This is a genomic window from Mesorhizobium sp. M6A.T.Cr.TU.016.01.1.1 (genome assembly GCF_003952585.1).
Classification (GTDB): Bacteria; Pseudomonadota; Alphaproteobacteria; order Rhizobiales; family Rhizobiaceae; genus Mesorhizobium; species Mesorhizobium mediterraneum.
This window is the reverse complement of sequence record NZ_CP034452.1, coordinates 4,128,296-4,145,353: the sequence shown is the minus strand read 5'-3', so window position 1 is coordinate 4,145,353 and position 17,058 is coordinate 4,128,296. Positions and strand designations below refer to the sequence as shown.

Annotated in this window: 16 protein-coding genes; 10 read left to right on the top strand and 6 right to left on the bottom strand. The window is 61.5% G+C overall.

Annotation, left to right across the window (positions count from 1 at the left end; translation table 11 throughout):
* Positions 1-349: 349 nt before the first annotated feature.
* Together EJ075_RS19945 and EJ075_RS19940 are read left to right on the top strand one after the other, a co-directional pair.
* Positions 350-1,822 carry a TIGR04141 family sporadically distributed protein gene (locus tag EJ075_RS19945; RefSeq protein WP_164547145.1) on the top strand — a complete coding sequence of 491 codons (1,473 nt, stop codon included), beginning with the start codon at positions 350-352 and terminating at the stop codon, positions 1,820-1,822.
* 463 nt (positions 1,823-2,285) lie between these two features.
* Positions 2,286-3,467 (top strand): hypothetical protein, encoded by a 1,182-nt coding sequence (locus EJ075_RS19940; RefSeq protein WP_245457957.1) that lies wholly within the window; start codon positions 2,286-2,288, stop codon positions 3,465-3,467.
* Positions 3,468-3,696: 229 nt separating this feature from the next.
* On the opposite strand, the gene EJ075_RS19935 is transcribed toward EJ075_RS19940, so the two are convergent.
* From EJ075_RS19935 to EJ075_RS33770, 4 genes are read right to left on the bottom strand one after another with little or no spacing between them, the layout of a single operon-like run.
* Positions 3,697-4,287, bottom strand: coding sequence for a DUF447 domain-containing protein (locus EJ075_RS19935; protein WP_126105430.1), 591 nt, complete (start codon positions 4,285-4,287; stop codon positions 3,697-3,699).
* Positions 4,288-4,290: 3 nt separating this feature from the next.
* Entirely contained in the window at positions 4,291-5,685 is a 1,395-nt protein-coding gene (locus tag EJ075_RS19930; RefSeq protein WP_126105429.1) for a DUF6513 domain-containing protein, read from the bottom strand.
* Complete coding sequence (locus EJ075_RS19925) at positions 5,678-6,229, bottom strand: flavoprotein (RefSeq protein ID WP_126105428.1); 552 nt, start codon at positions 6,227-6,229, stop codon at positions 5,678-5,680. The genes EJ075_RS19930 and EJ075_RS19925 overlap by 8 nt, the downstream gene beginning before the upstream one ends.
* A gap of 3 nt (positions 6,230-6,232) precedes the next feature.
* Positions 6,233-8,059, bottom strand: a complete 1,827-nt coding sequence (locus EJ075_RS33770) for a (5-formylfuran-3-yl)methyl phosphate synthase (protein WP_126105427.1) — start codon at positions 8,057-8,059, stop codon at positions 6,233-6,235.
* A gap of 223 nt (positions 8,060-8,282) precedes the next feature.
* On the opposite strand from EJ075_RS33770, the gene EJ075_RS19915 reads away from it, so the two are divergent.
* From EJ075_RS19915 to EJ075_RS19890, 6 genes are all read left to right on the top strand, one after another.
* Positions 8,283-9,533, top strand: a complete 1,251-nt coding sequence (locus EJ075_RS19915) for an ABC transporter substrate-binding protein (RefSeq protein WP_126105426.1) — start codon at positions 8,283-8,285, stop codon at positions 9,531-9,533.
* A gap of 67 nt (positions 9,534-9,600) precedes the next feature.
* Entirely contained in the window at positions 9,601-10,527 is a 927-nt protein-coding gene (locus EJ075_RS19910) for a YVTN family beta-propeller repeat protein (protein ID WP_245458213.1), read from the top strand.
* 88 nt (positions 10,528-10,615) lie between these two features.
* On the top strand, positions 10,616-11,119 hold the full coding sequence (locus tag EJ075_RS19905; protein ID WP_126105424.1) for a hypothetical protein: 504 nt from the start codon (positions 10,616-10,618) through the stop codon (positions 11,117-11,119).
* A 207-nt stretch (positions 11,120-11,326) separates the two neighbouring features.
* Positions 11,327-12,079 carry an ATP-binding cassette domain-containing protein gene (locus EJ075_RS19900; RefSeq protein WP_245457956.1) on the top strand — a complete coding sequence of 251 codons (753 nt, stop codon included), beginning with the start codon at positions 11,327-11,329 and terminating at the stop codon, positions 12,077-12,079.
* 35 nt (positions 12,080-12,114) lie between these two features.
* The gene (locus EJ075_RS19895; RefSeq protein WP_164547300.1) at positions 12,115-12,951 is read left to right on the top strand and encodes an ABC transporter permease; all 837 of its coding nucleotides are present in this window, start codon (positions 12,115-12,117) and stop codon (positions 12,949-12,951) included.
* A complete protein-coding gene (locus tag EJ075_RS19890) occupies positions 12,951-13,583 on the top strand; it encodes a hypothetical protein (protein ID WP_126105421.1) in 633 nt (210 codons plus the stop codon). The genes EJ075_RS19895 and EJ075_RS19890 overlap by 1 nt, the downstream gene beginning before the upstream one ends.
* Before the next feature lie 27 nt (positions 13,584-13,610).
* On the opposite strand, the gene EJ075_RS19885 is transcribed toward EJ075_RS19890, so the two are convergent.
* Both EJ075_RS19885 and EJ075_RS19880 read right to left on the bottom strand, forming a co-directional pair.
* The gene (locus EJ075_RS19885) at positions 13,611-13,811 is read right to left on the bottom strand and encodes a hypothetical protein (RefSeq protein ID WP_126105420.1); all 201 of its coding nucleotides are present in this window, start codon (positions 13,809-13,811) and stop codon (positions 13,611-13,613) included.
* 250 nt (positions 13,812-14,061) lie between these two features.
* Positions 14,062-15,003 carry a LysR family transcriptional regulator gene (locus EJ075_RS19880; RefSeq protein WP_126105419.1) on the bottom strand — a complete coding sequence of 314 codons (942 nt, stop codon included), beginning with the start codon at positions 15,001-15,003 and terminating at the stop codon, positions 14,062-14,064.
* 123 nt (positions 15,004-15,126) lie between these two features.
* Between EJ075_RS19880 and EJ075_RS19875 the strand changes: the two genes are divergently transcribed.
* Both EJ075_RS19875 and EJ075_RS19870 read left to right on the top strand, forming a co-directional pair.
* Positions 15,127-16,173, top strand: coding sequence for a class 1 fructose-bisphosphatase (locus tag EJ075_RS19875; RefSeq protein ID WP_126105418.1), 1,047 nt, complete (start codon positions 15,127-15,129; stop codon positions 16,171-16,173).
* Positions 16,174-16,178: 5 nt separating this feature from the next.
* On the top strand, positions 16,179-17,051 hold the full coding sequence (locus EJ075_RS19870; RefSeq protein WP_126105417.1) for a phosphoribulokinase: 873 nt from the start codon (positions 16,179-16,181) through the stop codon (positions 17,049-17,051).
* Positions 17,052-17,058: the final 7 nt, after the last annotated feature.

Sequence of the window (17,058 nt, the reverse complement as noted above, 5' to 3'; positions counted from 1 at the left end):
GGCCAGCATCTACGTTGCTGCTCCCATAAACCGCCCAAGCAGTTCAGTCGAACGTAGTTTCAGTCGAACGTAGTAAGGGAGAGCCTAGCCGGCTCGGCCGGGACGCCAGTGCAATCTGGCAGCGAGTGACGGACTCTGATAATAGTCTTCGGGGGGAAGCTAAAATGGCTGGAGAAAAGGCGCGTCTTCGCACGCTCAACGTTCGCTTAATGCGTGAAGGCCGAACTATAGATCATGCGTTCACGCCCACTTTTGCTCAGGGAAGCGACCGCGCGCTGGCGCAGCGGCCCTGGAATGGCGCGGAAGGGGCATCGCTGTATATCGGTCAGATCTATTCCAACCAGCCATCTTGGGTAGATTTTCTCAGCCCCACAGTGCGGATCTGCCGGCAGACATTTTTGCCAGCGGTGCGGGGGCGGCGGTGTTCTTGCCGATCGGAGACAGAATTGCCGCCATTTGCTTCGGGCACGTCCACATTGCGCTCAACGATGATGCTTTTGAGCGCCAGTTCGGATTGAAGGTCACTCTCAATACAGTGCCTAGAGGTCAGCTTCGCACGCTCGATCTTGCTACGCCTGACGCCGTGACGTGTCAAAAACGTGTGCAGGCGAGCCGCGACAGCGATCTGCAGGCCTTTGGTGTGGATATGTTGCGGGACTTGGCGCGCGTTGCAGGCGGTACGCCAACTGACTTAACTTTCGCTCGGTTTGTCGCGGGGAAAGACAGCCTATCGATCACGTGCGAAGTCAAAGCCGACGGTCTCCAGCAAAAGTGCGCTGAAATAATCAAAACTTATAAGAAGGTCGATTATCAGAGGGAGTTTGCCTGGGTCGACAATATGCGAATCGTGCATGAGAAGGACACGATCAAACTGCTCGATGGGCAACTTGAAGAGGCGTTAGGAAAACTGAGAGATGGGCAAGCCTCTCAGCTTCACATGGCACCTCCCGAAATCGTCAACTACACCGAAGGGAACGAACTCCACTACAACGGCTTTGGCTCACACGGCACGACGTTTCATAGCCTTTCTATTGATGATTATGTGGCGGAACTAAACCGTTGCGATTTTGACGACGAGTTCTCGGAGCTGAAGGCCAACCATCGGATCAAGGCCAAGGGAGATGGTGAGGACGAATTCAGTGAAAAATGGCGGGTCTACGATTGCTTCGTTTTCGAGACCTCGCTCGGTGTCGGCGACAAAGAAAAGCACTACGTACTTTTCGCAGGCGATTGGTACGTCGTCGAGAAACGCTTCAAGAAACTGGTAGAGGATTATTTCGACGCGCTTGAAAAGGTCGAAATCATTGGGGCGACGACGTGTGCCAACGAGCGGGACCTGATCGCAGATATTGAAGCGAATCGGCCAGAGTTGCTCAAGCTTGATCAGCAGAAAATCAATCCCTCTGGGGTGCGTTACGGCAATTTGGAGCCGTGTGACTTCCTTTCCAAGAACGGCGAATTCATTCACCTGAAGGACGGGGACTCTTCCGGTCCAATTAGCCACGTGTGGATGCAAGGTCTAGTCAGTGCTGAAGCCTTTGTGAGCGACGCGAAGTTTCGCAAGACGCTTCGCGCAAAGGTGAAGAGTCTTGGCCAAGGCTTCGAAGCGCAGCTTCCAAAAAGCGGGGAGCCCGTCGACCGAACAAAGTTCAAGGTTGTCTACGGCGTGATGAGGAAGCCGTACGCGGATGGAACCTTGGGCCTTCCTTTTTTCAGCAAGGTGAGCCTCCAGGCGGCCGCGCAACGCATTGAACAATTCGGATTTGCAATCGCAATCGAGTTGATTGAGAAGCCCGCCGGCGAGGCCGCCGAAGACGAATAATAGCTGGTGACGTTCCGCACACGGCGACGATGCATTAGCGGCATGCCCCTGATGAGGCGTTGAAACTTCATCTCTGCGCTCCGAATGTCATCTTTGCCTGATCAGAGCATGAAAGCTGTCGGCCCGCTGTCGGCGCCAGAGAAGACCGTCAAAACCTCGCCCAAAATTTGCCGTTTCACGCAGCACACCGCTAATGCCGCAACTTGCCGTTCGGTATGGACGCACCCAGGATCGGGTGCCGGTTAGGTAAACTCCGCGATTCTTAGCACTAGACGTCACCGGTTACAGATTCGATTGACGAAGCCACGAAACCATGCTCGCTTTCCAAGCTGGGGGAGAAGGTATGGCCTATCGGAAGCTACCGCTAGCATCGTTGATCGTAAATCCAGCCAATGATCGACATGGTGAACTTGAGAACGAAACCGCCGCGATAGCACAGCTCTTTGCCGCGCAAGAGCCGCATATGCGCAACCTTGCCAAGGACCTTGTCGCCAAGGGCGAAATCTTTGAGCCGCCGCTCGTCTTCCCCTCAGGCGACAAATATGTCGTCGCCGACGGCAATCGCCGCACCACCTGCCTCAAATTGCTAGCCGCGCCACGTCGCGCGCCGACAGTCGAGCTGCAGCAATTCTTCGCCGACTGCCGCAAGAACTGGCAGGGCGCCTTTCCCGACAAGATCGAATGCCGGGTGGAGAACGACCGCGACCGCGTCGACGACATCCTGTTTCGGCGCCACACCGGCGTGCAGGGCGGCATCGGCCAGAGCACCTGGAACGACCGGATGAAAGCCAACTTCGTCATCCGCACAGGCAAGGGTGGCGGCCTCAACGTCGCCGACGAGATCGAGAAGCGGCTGAAGGAGGCGAAGCTGCTGCCGGCGCGTAAGATTCCGCGCTCCAATCTCAATCGCCTGCTCTCGGCGGAGTCGCTGCGAAATCGACTCGGCATCTCGGTACGCAAGGGCAAGCTTGACATCATCCGCGACGAGACGGAGACGCTAGCGGCGCTGCACCGGGTGGCCAGCGATCTCGCGAACCGTGTCATCACCTTGGATAGTATCTGGGACACCGAATCCAAGCTCGCCTATATCGACGCGCTAGAGGCCGAACGGGTGCTGCCGAAGGTCGCGCGCAAGCCGCAGCCAAGGACGCAGGCCGCTCCTACGCCCGTGCCGCCGCAGCCGAGCCCGGCACCCCCGCGTCCGCCGGCTTGGCCGCATCTGATCCCCGACGTGAGCTATGGCGTCACTTGGCCGGCGCATCTTCAGCGGCACCGGGCGATCTGGGAGGAACTGCAATACAAGCTCGACGTAGGCGAGACACCTAACGCGGTGTCGGTGCTGCTGCGCGTGCTGCTCGAGCTGTCGATCGACAATTATGTGAAGCGCCGCCAGCCCACGGGGGTTCTGGAAACTGACAAGCTGGCAGTCAAGGGCGGCAAGGTCGCCGCCGATCTCCAGGCTGCGGGCAAGATCGACAAGAAATATCTCGGCGCGATCACCAAACTCAAGCAAGGCGAGGAAATCGTCTCGCTCGACACTTTGAATCGCTATGTCCACTCGCCCAATTTTAGCGTGTCCCCCGACCATCTAAAGATGCTCTGGGCGACGCTCGCCGACTTTGTCGTGCTCTGCCTCGAGGCGTGAAAGCCCTGTCTATCCCTGAATTTGCCGGGACGAATTGCCCCGTTTGAGGTCCGCTTTGACTATCGTCTCCCCCGGAAGCCGCCTTCCCGCTAGCGGCCCCACTCCGGTCATCGTGCATACCGGGCTCAATGACCGCAAAGGGTCAACACCGCCGTTTGAGATCACCGCCACCGTGTATCATGCTAAAACGCGTCAGCCCGGACGCTTACTCTGGTTCAGCATATCGGGCTCAGCCCCGTACTTCCTCGCCGCCGGACTCCTCGCCCGACAGGTGAGCACCGACGCGCTGCATCAGCCAGCCCCAGGCTTCCTTTTCGCCCTCGCCCGCGGTTTTTTCGATGGCGATCGAAAGGTAGGCGATTTCCGCCTCGATCTTGTCGCGCGGCAGCATGCCGAGCCGGCTGACCAGTATGGCCAGTTCCAGCACTGCCGCCTTGGCGCGGTTGAAGCCGGTGAACGGCGCATGCGTTTCCTCCCGCACCACCCGGCAGAAATGGCGAGGTCGCATACCATCGTCATCGACACTTTCGACTTCAAGGACCGAGTGCGCGAGCGCCGCCTCGAGCCGCGGCACCGGAAACCCGTCGACCGCAACGGTTGGCCAATGCTTGCGGCCGGTCAGGCAGCCGGCAAAGATGCGCACGTCGTCGGTGTAATTGGCGATGGCGAACGGCACTTCGGCGAGATTGTCGAGCGTCACCGACGGCCGGAACGGCGCGATGACCCAGCCGTCCTTCTCGGCGATGATGCCGATCGGCGCGATGTGGACGTCGCCGGCCTTGTTGACGGTGGTGATGATCGTTTCGCTGATATAGGGCATGGTTTAGCGCTCTTTCTTCGCGCGAAGCGTGTGGCCCGCTTCCGCAAGACGGGTGCGGTCGATTTCGGGAGCCGGCGCGGCCACGCCCCATGCGAGCGGCTCGTCCTGCACATAGCGCTTGCCGAGGCGCCACGCGATCTCGGCTTTCATCAGTTCCGCGCCGAGATAGAACGCGTGCGCGCCATCCGCCTCAACGCCAAGCCCGGCAAAGAGTTCGAACGCATCCGTGGCCATCGCATGCCCCTTGCCGTTGAAGACATGGATGCCGTCTTCGGCGGTCATGATGCGGAAGTTGGTGTCGCGCACCTCGGCTGCCAATGCATCGATATCCCCGGTCGAGGCCGTGAACGGCTTGCGGTCGTGGACCTGCAGGAGCCCCGGATGGTAACTGCGCGGCAGCGCACCGTCGTTCTTGGCGGCAAACAGGATGCGGCGGGCAATATCGTGCTCCTCGATCGTTCGCAGCGTGTGCGGGCTGACATGCACGGCAAGCACGTTTCGGATCTGAAGTTCCGAGCAGAGCCCGGCCAGAACGGCGGTAACGCCGGAACTGTCGGCGTCGGTCAATTCGGTGAGATTGCCGGTGCCCATCAGCAGCTCGACCTCGGGCCAGCGGCGGCGCGCCTCGATGAAGCGCGCAAGTGAGGCGGCAAAGCCGAAATGGATCGGGTCGAGCACAGGGTCGGCGATGAAGGCGACGCCGGCCTTTTGCGCCGCTTCGATGGCCCGGCCGAGCGAATCCAGATCGCCGGGGGTGGACGGGATCAACACTGGCACGGCCTTGTGGTCGAAGGCCAACGGCAGCGTGTTTTCGTCGAGGCTGAGCAGATAGTCCGCGCCGGCGCGTGCGCCGATCGAAAGCTCGTCCGTGCTGGCCGAATCAACACTGACCAGAAACCCCTGTGCTTTCAGCTCGAGCACGGCCTTTTCCAGCAATGGAAACGGCGTTTCCGGCAGGCAGCCGAGATCGATGACATCGGCGCCGGCCGCAGCCAGCGTCCGTGCCCTCGCCACCAGCGCCTCGACCGACAGCATCGGCGCATCGACGATTTCGGCGAAGATGCGCATGTCGTGATGCGAAAGATCAGGCGGCTCGCCCGCCCGGCCGAGAAAACCCGGCAGATCGGCGATCTCGTCGGGACCGCGGACGAAGGGCACGCCGAAATGGCTCGACAGATGCTCGATGTCCCCGCGATAGCGGCCGGGCAGGATGACGCGGTCGGTGCCGCCGGTCAGGGTGAGCCGCCGCTTGATGATGTCTTCGCTCATCAGCGCCGCGACCTTGACGCCGATGTCGATGATCTCCCACGCAAATTCGGTTTCGCCCAACCCGGCCAGCAGCCTTTCCAGCCGGACCTTGGCCAAATGACCGGTAAGAAAGGCCAGCCGCTCAGCCATGGCTTGCGAGTTCGGCGTGGCGCCGTCTGACCGAGGCTTCGAGTTCGGCGAGCGACTCGACCACCTCGGTCCGCTCGAAACTCTTCAGCTGGTTGGTATTCTCCAGGTCGATGCTGCGCGGATAGACCTTGACCAGACCATGCGGCGCCATGGTCTCGAGTTCCGGCGCGGTGTCGCAGGCAAAGACGATGGCTGGCACCCGGCATTTTCCGGCCTGGGCAAAGACGTTGGTGGCGAGCGTGTCGGAAATGCCGTGCACGCATTTGGCGACCGTGTTGGAACTGGCCGGCGCCACCACGACCGTGTGATAGACACCGTGATAGAATTCGCCGACCGGGATCGCGCTCGCCGTCTTGTCGTGCAGCACGCGCGTCGTCTCCGGGAAATCGAGCTTGAGCTTGTACATGCGCAGCACTTCGTTGGCGGCTTTCGACACGAAGACATCGCAATGCTCGAGTTGGTGAATAAGTGCGAAGCTCTCCGTAAAAAAATGACCGGAACCGGTCAGAACCCATGCCCAGCGCGGCGTATGCAGCTTCGCCATCGCCTACCCTGCTTTTCTTGCCGGCCGGGTCGGAGCCGCGATCGCGATGCCGGGCAGATCGCCCGACGCGAGCAGCGCCCCGGCCTCGGCGGCATCTTTCGGGCCGGCGAGATGGAAATCGACACCGTTGGGCAGCATGGCGGCGAAGCCGGCGTCGACGATGCCTCTGGCCGTCAGGCCGTCGATAGTGTCGCTGCCGAAGAAAGCGCCGGTTTGCTTGATCAGGAGCAGCGCCTTCGCGCCGAGCTTGCCGGCAAGCCAGGCGGCAAGGGAATCGGAAGTCATGTCCCAGGAAGCCGGAATGTCCGGCGCCGGCAGAGCCAATGACGACGGTAGCCACACCGGGACTTTCCCCTCATCCAATGCTCGCACCATTTCGTCCAGCGACCGTGCCGGCACCAGCCTTTCATGCCGGTCGAGGATGACCTGGCCGAATTGCTCCATGGCGAGGATCGCCATGGCGTGGGCAGCGGCGTCGGAAAAATCCATGTAAATCTGGCTCTCTCGCACCTGGTCGGCAAACTGCCCGCCGCCGGGCACGATCACGATGGGCAGCTTGGAGCCTGCCAGCGCCGCGATCCAGTTCTCCATTTCCACCGCACGGGCCGTGCTGCCGCCGAGCTTGACAATGGTTGGCCTGATGACCTCAGGCCTTTGCTGTCGCGGCTGGGAAACAGCGCTTTGGTCTTTTCGGCCGGTAGGGCCGGAGGCAACGCCGCGGCCTGCCGCTTGGCGCTTGCGCTCGATCTCGACGCCGACGCCGCCTGGGCCGAGTTCGAGTTTTTCCACCCTTACCGTGACGCGCACCACACGCGGGTTCTCCAGAATATACGTCGCCACCTGCTCGGCCAGCGCCTCGCTAAGCTGGATATGGCCTCGCGCGACGATGGTGCGAATGCCGTCCATGATGATGTCGTAGGAGAATACATGGCGCATGTCTTCGGGATGATCGGTGACCTGCAGCACGTCGGCGGTCACGTCGAAACGCACCTTTTGTGTATGGCCGTGCTCGAAGCTGTAGGCGCCGATCTGGACCGGCAGGACAAAGTCCCGCACGAAGATCTTGTCCGTGCCCAGTGTCGGGTCGGTGCCGGGCGAATAGCCCCTCGCCGCGAGCAGGCGGTAGTCGACGCTCGACGGGCCGCCGGCCCGGGATTCTTGCGGTACCAATTCGCGGATCTGCGAAACCGCCTCGGCGCTGATCGAACCCGCGCGGCCGGCGTCGCCGCACAGCGCCCCGCGAAAACCGAGAAAATCGGGAGCGAAGGGCAACAGGCGCGGAATGTCGGGGGCTTCCAGCGATCCGCTCAGTCCAACCATCAGACCAAGCGATTTGGCGCGATCGACGAACCCCGGGATACGCTCGGGCGGCAGATGATCGAGCAGCCGGCCGTTTGCCTTGTTCGCAGTGTCGACCATGGCGCCATGGAAGCGATGTTTGGCAAACACCGGCAAAAGCTCGAAATCCGGCACTAGGTCGGCGAAAAGCACGGCGATCAGCTTCGTTCGCGCGGCGAGCGGCGCGAGCGCCTCCGCACAAGCGGCGGCGTTTGCCGACGGAAAGAAGCCTATCTTGACGTAATCGACGCCGGTGGCAGCGATCTCTTCGGCCTTGGCGCGGATCGTTTCGGGTTCCATCGGCAGATCGCCGCAGACCGCGCTGACCGGCGCCCGGCCGGCGATGAATGAGGTAGCCTGGCCAATGATTTCGGTGGGTACCGCCCCAAGGGCCCCAGCTTTCGGATCCTTCAGGTCTATGATGTCGACGCGGCCTGAGAGCGCGATCTCCGCCTCGTCGACGCCGGTGACGCTGCCCAGCATTTTGGTCATTGGACTTTCTCCGGCATGAGGGACGGGACGCTCTCGGGCCCGAATACCGAAATCCGCCCAGTTGCCGCTCCGGCGACAAGGCATGACGCTAAAGCAGACGCGATAAGTCCACTTTCAGGGTTTGATAAATTTTGCGGGTCAGCTAAGCTCATCACGGGCACCTTGACTTCGCGCCGGTCCGACAACAATCGGACTTTAGCGCAAGAACGGGTAATTTTTATCGATGACGAGCGCGGTGCCGGGCACTCTCGCGGCCTTTTTGTGCTTTTTTTCCCTGACCGTCAACGTTCCGGGCGCGCTGGCCCAGGAAGCGACGGGCGAGCAACCGACCGCAACGGCCAAGCCGGAAAAAAAGCTAACCGAAATCAAGATAGGCTATTTGCGCGCTTACGCGCCGCAGCTGGCCTTGTCGGTGCTCGACGTCCCGCCGCGCGATGAAGGTGTTGCCGGCGGCAATGTGGCGATTGCCGACAACAACACGACCGGCAGCTTCCTCGGCCAGAAATTCAGCCTCGACGTGACCGAGGTAAAGCCGGACGCGGACGTCGTTCCGGCCTTCCAGGACATGATCGCCAAAGGCGACCGCTACGTGGTCGCGGACCTCTCGGCCAGGCAATTGCTGTCGATCGCCGATCTTGCCCGCGACAACGGCGTGTTGATCTTCAATGCCGGCGCCACCGACGACAGTCTTCGCGAGGAAGAATGCCGCGCCAACATCTTCCACACCATCCCGACGCGCAGCATGCTGGCCGACGGGCTGGCGCAATATCTCATCTGGAAGCAATGGCGGCGCTGGGTGCTGATCTACGGCTCGCACGAGCGCGACCAGCTTTTTGCCGAGGCGCTACGTCGGGCGGCGACGCGCTTCGGCGGCGAGATCGTCGGCGAAAAGGAATTCAAGGACACCGGCACGGCACGGCGGACCGATTCCGGCGTCGTCCAGATCCAGCGGCAGATGCCTGTCTTCACCCAGGACCTGCCGGAGCACGATGTGTTGCTGGTCGCCGACGAAAGCGAGGTGTTCGGCACCTACGTGCCGTTCCGCACCTGGATTCCGCGGCCGGTCGCCGGCACCGCCGGCCTCACCCCGTCGGCCTGGCATCCGGCCAGCGAGCAATGGGGCGGCACCCAGATCCAGAACCGCTTCGCCAAGGCAAACGGCCGCCGCATGGTGTCGAAGGACATGGCGGCATGGACCGCGGTGCGCATCCTCGGCGAGGCGGCGACCCGCACCCAGGGCGCCGATCCGCGGAAGATGGCCGACTTCATCCGCTCCGACGATTTTTCGATCGCCGCCTTCAAAGGGCAGAAACTGACCTTCCGCAAGTGGAACCAGCAATTGCGGCAGCCGATCTTCCTCGGCGATGGCCGATCGGTCGTCTCGACATCGCCGCAGGAAGGTTTTTTGCACCAGGTGTCGGAGCTCGACACGCTCGGGGTCGATGAGCCGGAAACAAAATGCGTGCTTAAGTAGAGCCAATTGGGAGGGAATTTCAGTGCACAGAGGAGCTTATGCGCTCGCCATTCTGGCGACCGGCTTCATGACCGGCCCAGCGTCGGCCTACATGGCCTATGTTTCCAACGAGAAAGACAACACGATGAGCGTCGTCGACACCGCGACGATGCAGGTGGTGAAGACCGTCAATGTCGGGCAGCGTCCGCGCGGCATCACCATCTCGCATGACGGCAAGCACGTCTATCTCTGCGCCAGCGACGATGATTCCATCGAGGTGATCGACACGGCAACCCTGGAGATCGTCGATACCTTGCCTTCCGGGCCTGACCCGGAGCTCTTCGTGCTCTCGCCTGACGGCAAGACACTCTACGTCGCCAATGAGGACGACAATCTCGTCACCGTCATCGACATAGAGGGCAAGAAGGTGCTGTCTGAGATCCCGGTCGGCGTCGAACCGGAAGGCATGGGCGTCAGCCCGGACGGAAAGACCATGATCAACACGTCGGAAACGACGAACATGGCGCATTTCATCGATACGTCGACCCACGAGATCACCGACAACGTGCTGGTGGATGCGCGCCCGCGCTTCGTCGAGTTCACGCCCGACGGCAAACAGGCCTGGGTGAGTGCCGAGATCGGTGGCACGGTTTCGGTGATCGACAATCAAACGCGCGAAGTTGTCCAGAAGATCACCTTCGAGGTTGCCGGCCTGAGGGCCGAATCCATCCAGCCGGTTGGTGTGCGCATTACCGCCGACGGCAAGAAAGCCTATGTGGCGCTCGGACCGGCCAACCGCGTCGCGGTGGTCAATACCGAGACATATGAGGTCGAGAAATACGTGCTGGTTGGCCAACGCGTCTGGCAGCTCGCCTTCACCCCGGACCAGAAGACCATCATCTCGACCAACGGCGTGTCGAACGACATCACCTTCATCGACGTGGCGACCGACGAGCCGGTGCAGTCGGTGACCGTCGGCGCGCTGCCGTGGGGCGTCGTCGTCTCTCCCAATTGAATGAGCCCACCCAATCGAATCAACCCACCCAGTCGAATCAACCCGATTGAATCAAACAGGCAGAAAAACAGCAGAAGGGCAGGCAATCATGCGGAAATTTCGGGTAGTCGCTTTCGCCGCGCTGGTGGGCATGGCACTCACGCAGGGCCAGGTCTGGGCGCAGGACAACGACGGCGATGACGATGACGCGGCCGCCAGTGCGGCCACCAAAACGGATGCCAGTCCCGGAGCCGAAAAGGCAACCCGGGCCAGCAAGGACGTGCCGGAACTTATCCTCGGCACCAAGGAAGACCAGTTCACCGCCAACCAGAAGGACTTCCAGCTGATCGCCGGCCAGGGCTATCGTTGGAAGATCACGGCGGCGGGCGGGCTGGAGTACAAATTCCATACCGACCTGTTCCGCAATGTGTGGAACAACCAGATCGTCATCAACGACCTCGAGGTGCACATGAACGGCGCACCCGCATGGCTCGAATTCGACGCCGACGGCACCATCCAGGTACAGTTCACCACCGTGAGGCCCGGCATCTACACATGGTCGGTGCCCGACCTTGCCGACAGGGGCATGAAAGGCACGATCACGATCAAGTAGGGTCACCGGAAAGCAGGACCTGTGCGATCGGGCCCGGTGCGCCAGACTGTCGGTGCGCCAGACTCCCGGTGTGCCAGACTTCCGGTGTGCCAGACTTCCGGTGTGCCAGACTTCCGGTGTGCCAGATTTCCGGTGTGCTAGACTATCGTCGACGACAGGGAGCGAGCCGGCGTGCAGCATGTGAGGACAAGCGGACCAGGAGATGAGGTGGCGGCGCTCGATGTCGCCGGCGTCAGCCATTCCTATGGTCCGAAGCGGGCGCTCAACGACGTCTCATTCTCGATCGCGCCGGCGACCTTCACCGTTCTTCTCGGCCTCAACGGCGCCGGCAAGACAACTCTGTTCTCGCTGATCAGCCATCTTTACGACACGCGCCGCGGATCGATCCGCATCTTCGGCCACGACGTCAGCCGTGCTTCGGGCGAAGCGCTCCGGCGTGTCGGCATCGTGTTCCAGGCCCGCACGCTCGACCTCGATCTCAGCGTCCACCAGAACCTCTCCTACCACGCCTCGCTGCATGGCATTGGAGGACGCGAGGCGCGGCAGCGCATTGCCGCGCTGCTCGATATTGTCGACATGCCAGGCCGTCAGCATGACAAGGCACGCAGCCTTTCCGGTGGCCAGATGCGGCGCATAGAGATCGCCAGGGCGCTGCTCCACCGCCCTGCCCTGCTGCTGCTCGACGAGGCGACCGTCGGTCTCGACATCCAGTCGCGCGCCGGCATTCTCGCCACCATTCGCAAGCTCGTCGAAACCGAAGGTATTGGCGTGCTGTGGGCGACGCATCTGATCGACGAGGTTGAAGACGGCGACCATGTCGTCGTGCTGCGGCAGGGTGAGCTGGTCGCCAAGGGCAAGGTGGCCGATGTCGTCAGGACGAGCGGCGCCACGTCGATCCGCGACGCCTTTTCGAAGCTCAGCCGCATCGAAACGGCCGGCACCGCGGAGATATCGCCATGAGCGCTCCCGCAATGCCCGAAAAAGTCGCCGGCATCATGCCGGCGAGGTTCGAGAAATTCGGCCTCGGCCACTATCTCATTTGCCTCAAAGGCGTCGTCCTGCGGGAATGCCTGCGCTTCCTGCACCAGCGCGAGCGCTTCATATCCTCGCTGGTTCGGCCGCTCATCTGGCTGTTCATTTTTGCCGCCGGGTTCCGCCAGGTGCTCGGTGTATCGATCATCCCGCCCTACAAGACCTACGTGCTTTACGAGGTCTACATCACGCCGGGCCTGTGCGGCATGATCCTGCTGTTCTCGGGCATGCAGTCTTCGCTGTCGATGGTCTATGACCGCGAGATGGGCAACATGCGCACCTTGCTGGTCAGCCCCTTCCCGCGTTGGTTCCTGCTGGTCTCCAAGATGCTCGCCGGCGTCTCGGTATCGATCGCGCAGGTCTACGCGTTCCTGATCGTTGCCTGGTTCTGGGGCGTCAAGGCGCCGCCGCTCGGCTATCTCATGGTGCTGCCGGCGCTGTTCCTGTCGGGCATGATGCTTTGCGCCCTCGGCATGCTTTTGTCCTCGATGATCAAGCAGCTCGAAAACTTCGCCGGCATCATGAACTTCGTTATCTTTCCCGGCTATTTCGCCTCTCCGGCGCTCTATCCCTTGTGGCGCATCCAGGAGGCGAGCCCGCTGCTTTACAAGATCTGCCTCGCCAATCCGTTCACCTATGCCGTCGAACTGATCCGCTTCGCCTTTTACGGCCAGATTGACTGGCTGTCGCTGGGCGTCGTTGCCGGCTGCACGGTTCTGTTCCTTGCCGCCGCCATCATCGCCTACGACCCTTCGCGCGGCCTGATAAGCCGGAAACAGGACACGGGAGGAAATGCCTGATGGCACGAATGAGCCTTGTTCGCAGCCTGGCTGTGGCTGCCATGCTCGCGCCGAGCATGAACGCCAAGGCGGCGGCGAACAACGATCCGGACTGGCCCTGCATACAGCGCAAGGTGCCGCAGCTCTCGCTCGGCCAGATCTGGAACGGGCCGGAGCTTCCTCCCGCGGCGAAGGACCTGTCGAAGGACCCTGCCGTCTCCGCTCTGGTCGAGGAGGTGGCTGCCCGCAGGATGCCGATTGCCGAAGCCCAAAAGAAGATCAAGGACTTCGCCGCCTCCTTGCCGGCCGAGCAGCTTGCGCCGAAAATGGCGATGCTGGTGCAAGGCATGTTCGATCATATGGACACTGAGCGTTCGCACGTGATCTCAGGCATTTCCCGCTACGCCCACAAGCAGCTCGAAATGGCCGCCGCCTTGCGCAAGGAAGCGTCCGACGTCGATGCGCTGCGGGAAAAGCCCGATGCAGATCCAGACGAGATCGAACGGCGAACCGAACAGCTGAAATTCGCAACGCGAATTTTCAACGAACGCATCCAATCGCTGACTTACGTCTGTGATGTGCCGACGATAATCGAGCAGCGGCTATATCAACTGTCCAAGGTCGTTTCGGAAACGCTCGCCGCGAAGAAGTAGAATCTCATTCGATCTTCGCGGCGGATCTCACGATTCCCGGCCGGGCAGCACGCGCCAGCGCCGCACGAAATAACCGGGATGCGTCTCGATCCACTGGGCCACCAGCGGCTGCGCCTGCATGAAGGCGGTCCCGGGATTCATCGCCAGGCCGTCTACCATCTGTTCGCGTTGTTCACAGGTCTGCGGCACATCCGTCAAGCAGACCATCATAACGAGCGTGTAAAGCATTACCCCTTGTCCCCATCGAATTCCCGAACCCCATGCCCGGGAGGTTTCCGAAATACCGACCAGTCTGCAGGGGTCGCACATACAGATCGCTTACGGCTGGAAAGGACGTGGCCCCTGTTCTTTCGCACTGCAACATAACATATCGCTTATCTAACGCCAACGATCGTCGGGCGTTCTCCACTCCCTTCTCGGAGCTATCTCGCGATCTCTGGCGTTTGGTCTGTCGGTCGTTCAACTCGCCCGTCCAAGGTCATCCCGCTCTGGCATGCGGATAGAGCTTGCCGAACAGGGGCAGGAACATCGCGCCCTTGCGCATCAGGAAATCGTGGAACGTCGCCATGGCCGGTGAGATCGCATGATCGCTGCGCATCACCGAAAACCATTGCCGGCGGATCGGCATGCCGACAACGTCGAGGATGACCAGCCGGCCGGCTTCGGTTTCGGCGGCGATGGTGTGGGCTGAGATGAAGGCGATGCCGAGCCCGGCCATCACCGCCTGCTTGATCGTCTCGTTCGAGCCCATCTCGACGCCGAGATCGTCGATGCGGCCGGGCACGTCGCTCAGGAATATTTCCAGCGAGATGCGCGTGCCGGAGCCGGGCTCACGAATGAGGAAGTGCTCTTCGGCGATCCGCTCCTTGGATATCTCGCGCGCCGAGGCCAGCGGGTGGTCGGGCGGCGCAATGATGACCAGCGGGTGATCGCCGAAGACCGAAGCACGCACCGGGACTTCCTTCGCCGGGCGTCCCATCAGCGCAATGTCGATGTCGTGGTTCTTCAGCCTGTCGATCGTTTCGGCGCGGTTGCCGATGGCAAGCCGCATGTCGATGTCGGGATGTTCCTTCATGAAGCCGGCCATGAGCCGCGGTGCGAAATATTTGGCGGTGGAAACGACGCCGAGCCTCAAGCTGCCGATACGCACGCCCTTGATCGCATCCATCTTGTCTTCGAGCAGGCGAAGTCGTTCCTCGATCGCCTGCGCCGTCTCGACGAAGGCCAGGCCTGCGGCAGTGGGACGCATGCCGTCCGACGTCCGGTCGAACAAGGCCAGCTGGAACTCCTCCTCCACTTGCCGCAACTGGATTGTCACCGCTGGAGGAGACAGGCCTAACACCTTGGCTGCACTGACGATTTTCCCGTGGCTGATGATCGCCTGGACGGTCTTGAATTGCTTGAGCGTGAGGTTTCTCATATGCCATACTAAATATTTTTTACTGCGGAAGTAAAGTTATTGAATTTTACTTATCCAGTGCCGTTTGTTCTCATTTCCCAATCCGGCCGATCCGAGGAGATGCGGCTGGATCGGGAGGTTACGATGCCAGCGGCAACGCTCGACGCTTTTCTGAATTCCTATCTCGGCCCACCGGACGAGTTGCGCTCGGCAGTCGTAGCAACCATCCGCCAGCTGACGCAGGCCGCCACCCAGATCCGCAACACCATCAATCAAGGGGTGCTCGGCACCGCCTTTGCCGGCACCCGCGGCGCCAATGCCGACGGCGACATCCAGAAGGATCTCGACATCTTCGCCGACGACATCTTCCTCGACGCCATGCGCCACGCTCCGGTCGCGCTCTACGCCTCCGAGGAACTGGAGCAGCCGGTCCTGCTCGACAGCAAAGCGCCTCTCGCCATCGCCATCGACCCGCTCGACGGCTCCTCCAACATCGACACCAACGTGTCGATTGGAACGATTTTCTCGCTCCTCCCTGCAACTGGCGCGCCGGACGGAAATCCGGCCGCCTCTTTTTTGCAGGCAGGCGTGAACCAGCTGGGCGCCGGTTTCTTCATCTACGGGCCGCAGCTGGCGCTGGTTCTGTCGCTCGGCAGCGGCACGCATGTCTTCGTTCTCTCGACCAGGCTCGGCACCTTCGTCCAGGCCTACGAGAGCCGGATCATCCCGCAGCGCACCCAGGAGTTCGCCATCAACGCCGCCAATTACCGGCATTGGGACGAGGCGGTGCGGCTCTACATCGACGATTGCCTCGAAGGTATCGAAGGCCCACGAGAGAAGGAGTTCAACATGCGCTGGATCGCCTCCCTGGTCGCCGACTGCTACCGCATATTGATGCGCGGCGGTGTATTCCTGTATCCAGGCGACAAGCGCAAGGGTTACCGCCAGGGACGGCTGCGCCTCGTCTATGAGGCCAACCCGATCGCCTATCTCATCGAACAGGCGGCCGGTGCCGCCACCGATACGATGACCCGCATCCTCGAAATCGAACCGGAGAGCCTGCATCAGCGCGTGCCCGTGGTGTTCGGATCGGCGCGGGAAGTCGCGCGCATCACCCGCTATCACACCGAGCCCAGCGCCATCGGCGAGCGTGCGCCGCTGTTCAGCCGCCGCGGCCTGTTCAGGGCCTGAGCACCATGTCGGCAAAGCACCCCATCATCACCATCACCGGGTCGTCGGGCGCAGGTACCACCTCGGTCAAGCGCATCTTCGATCTGATCTTCCGGCGCGAGAATATCGAGGCCGCCTTCATCGAAGGCGACGCCTTTCACCGCTACGACCGCGCCACGATGAAAACAAAGGTGGCCGAGGAAGAGAAGGCGGGCAATCCGAACTTCACCCACTTCAATGCCGAGGCCAACGAACTCGCAATCCTCGAAGAAGTGTTTGAGGAATATGGCCGCCGGGGAACCGGAAAGACCCGCACCTACATCCATGACGAGGACGAGGAAAAGCAATACGGCACGCCGCCGGGACATTTTACCGAATGGCGCGAATTCCCGCCGAGCGACCTGCTCTTCTACGAGGGCCTGCATGGCTGCGTCGTCACCGACAAGATCAATCTGGCCAAGCACGCGGACCTTAGGATCGGTGTGGTGCCGGTCATAAATCTCGAATGGATCCAGAAGATCCACCGCGACCGCGCAACGCGCGGCTATTCCACCGAGGCGGTGATGGACGTGATCCTGCGCCGCATGCCGGACTATGTCCGCTACATCGTCCCGCAATTCTCGCAGACCGCCATCAACTTCCAGCGCGTGCCGATCGTCGACACGTCCAATCCATTCATCGCGCGCTGGATTCCGACGCCTGACGAATCGATGCTGGTCATCCGCTTCGCCAATCCCCGCGGCATCGATTTCCCCTACCTGCTTTCGATGATCCACGACTCGTTCATGTCGCGGCCGAATTCCATCGTGGTGCCAGGCAACAAGCTCGACCTTGCCATGCAGCTGATCCTGACGCCGCTGATCCTGCAATTGATCGAACGCAAGAACCGTGTGTCGTGAGGAGGAC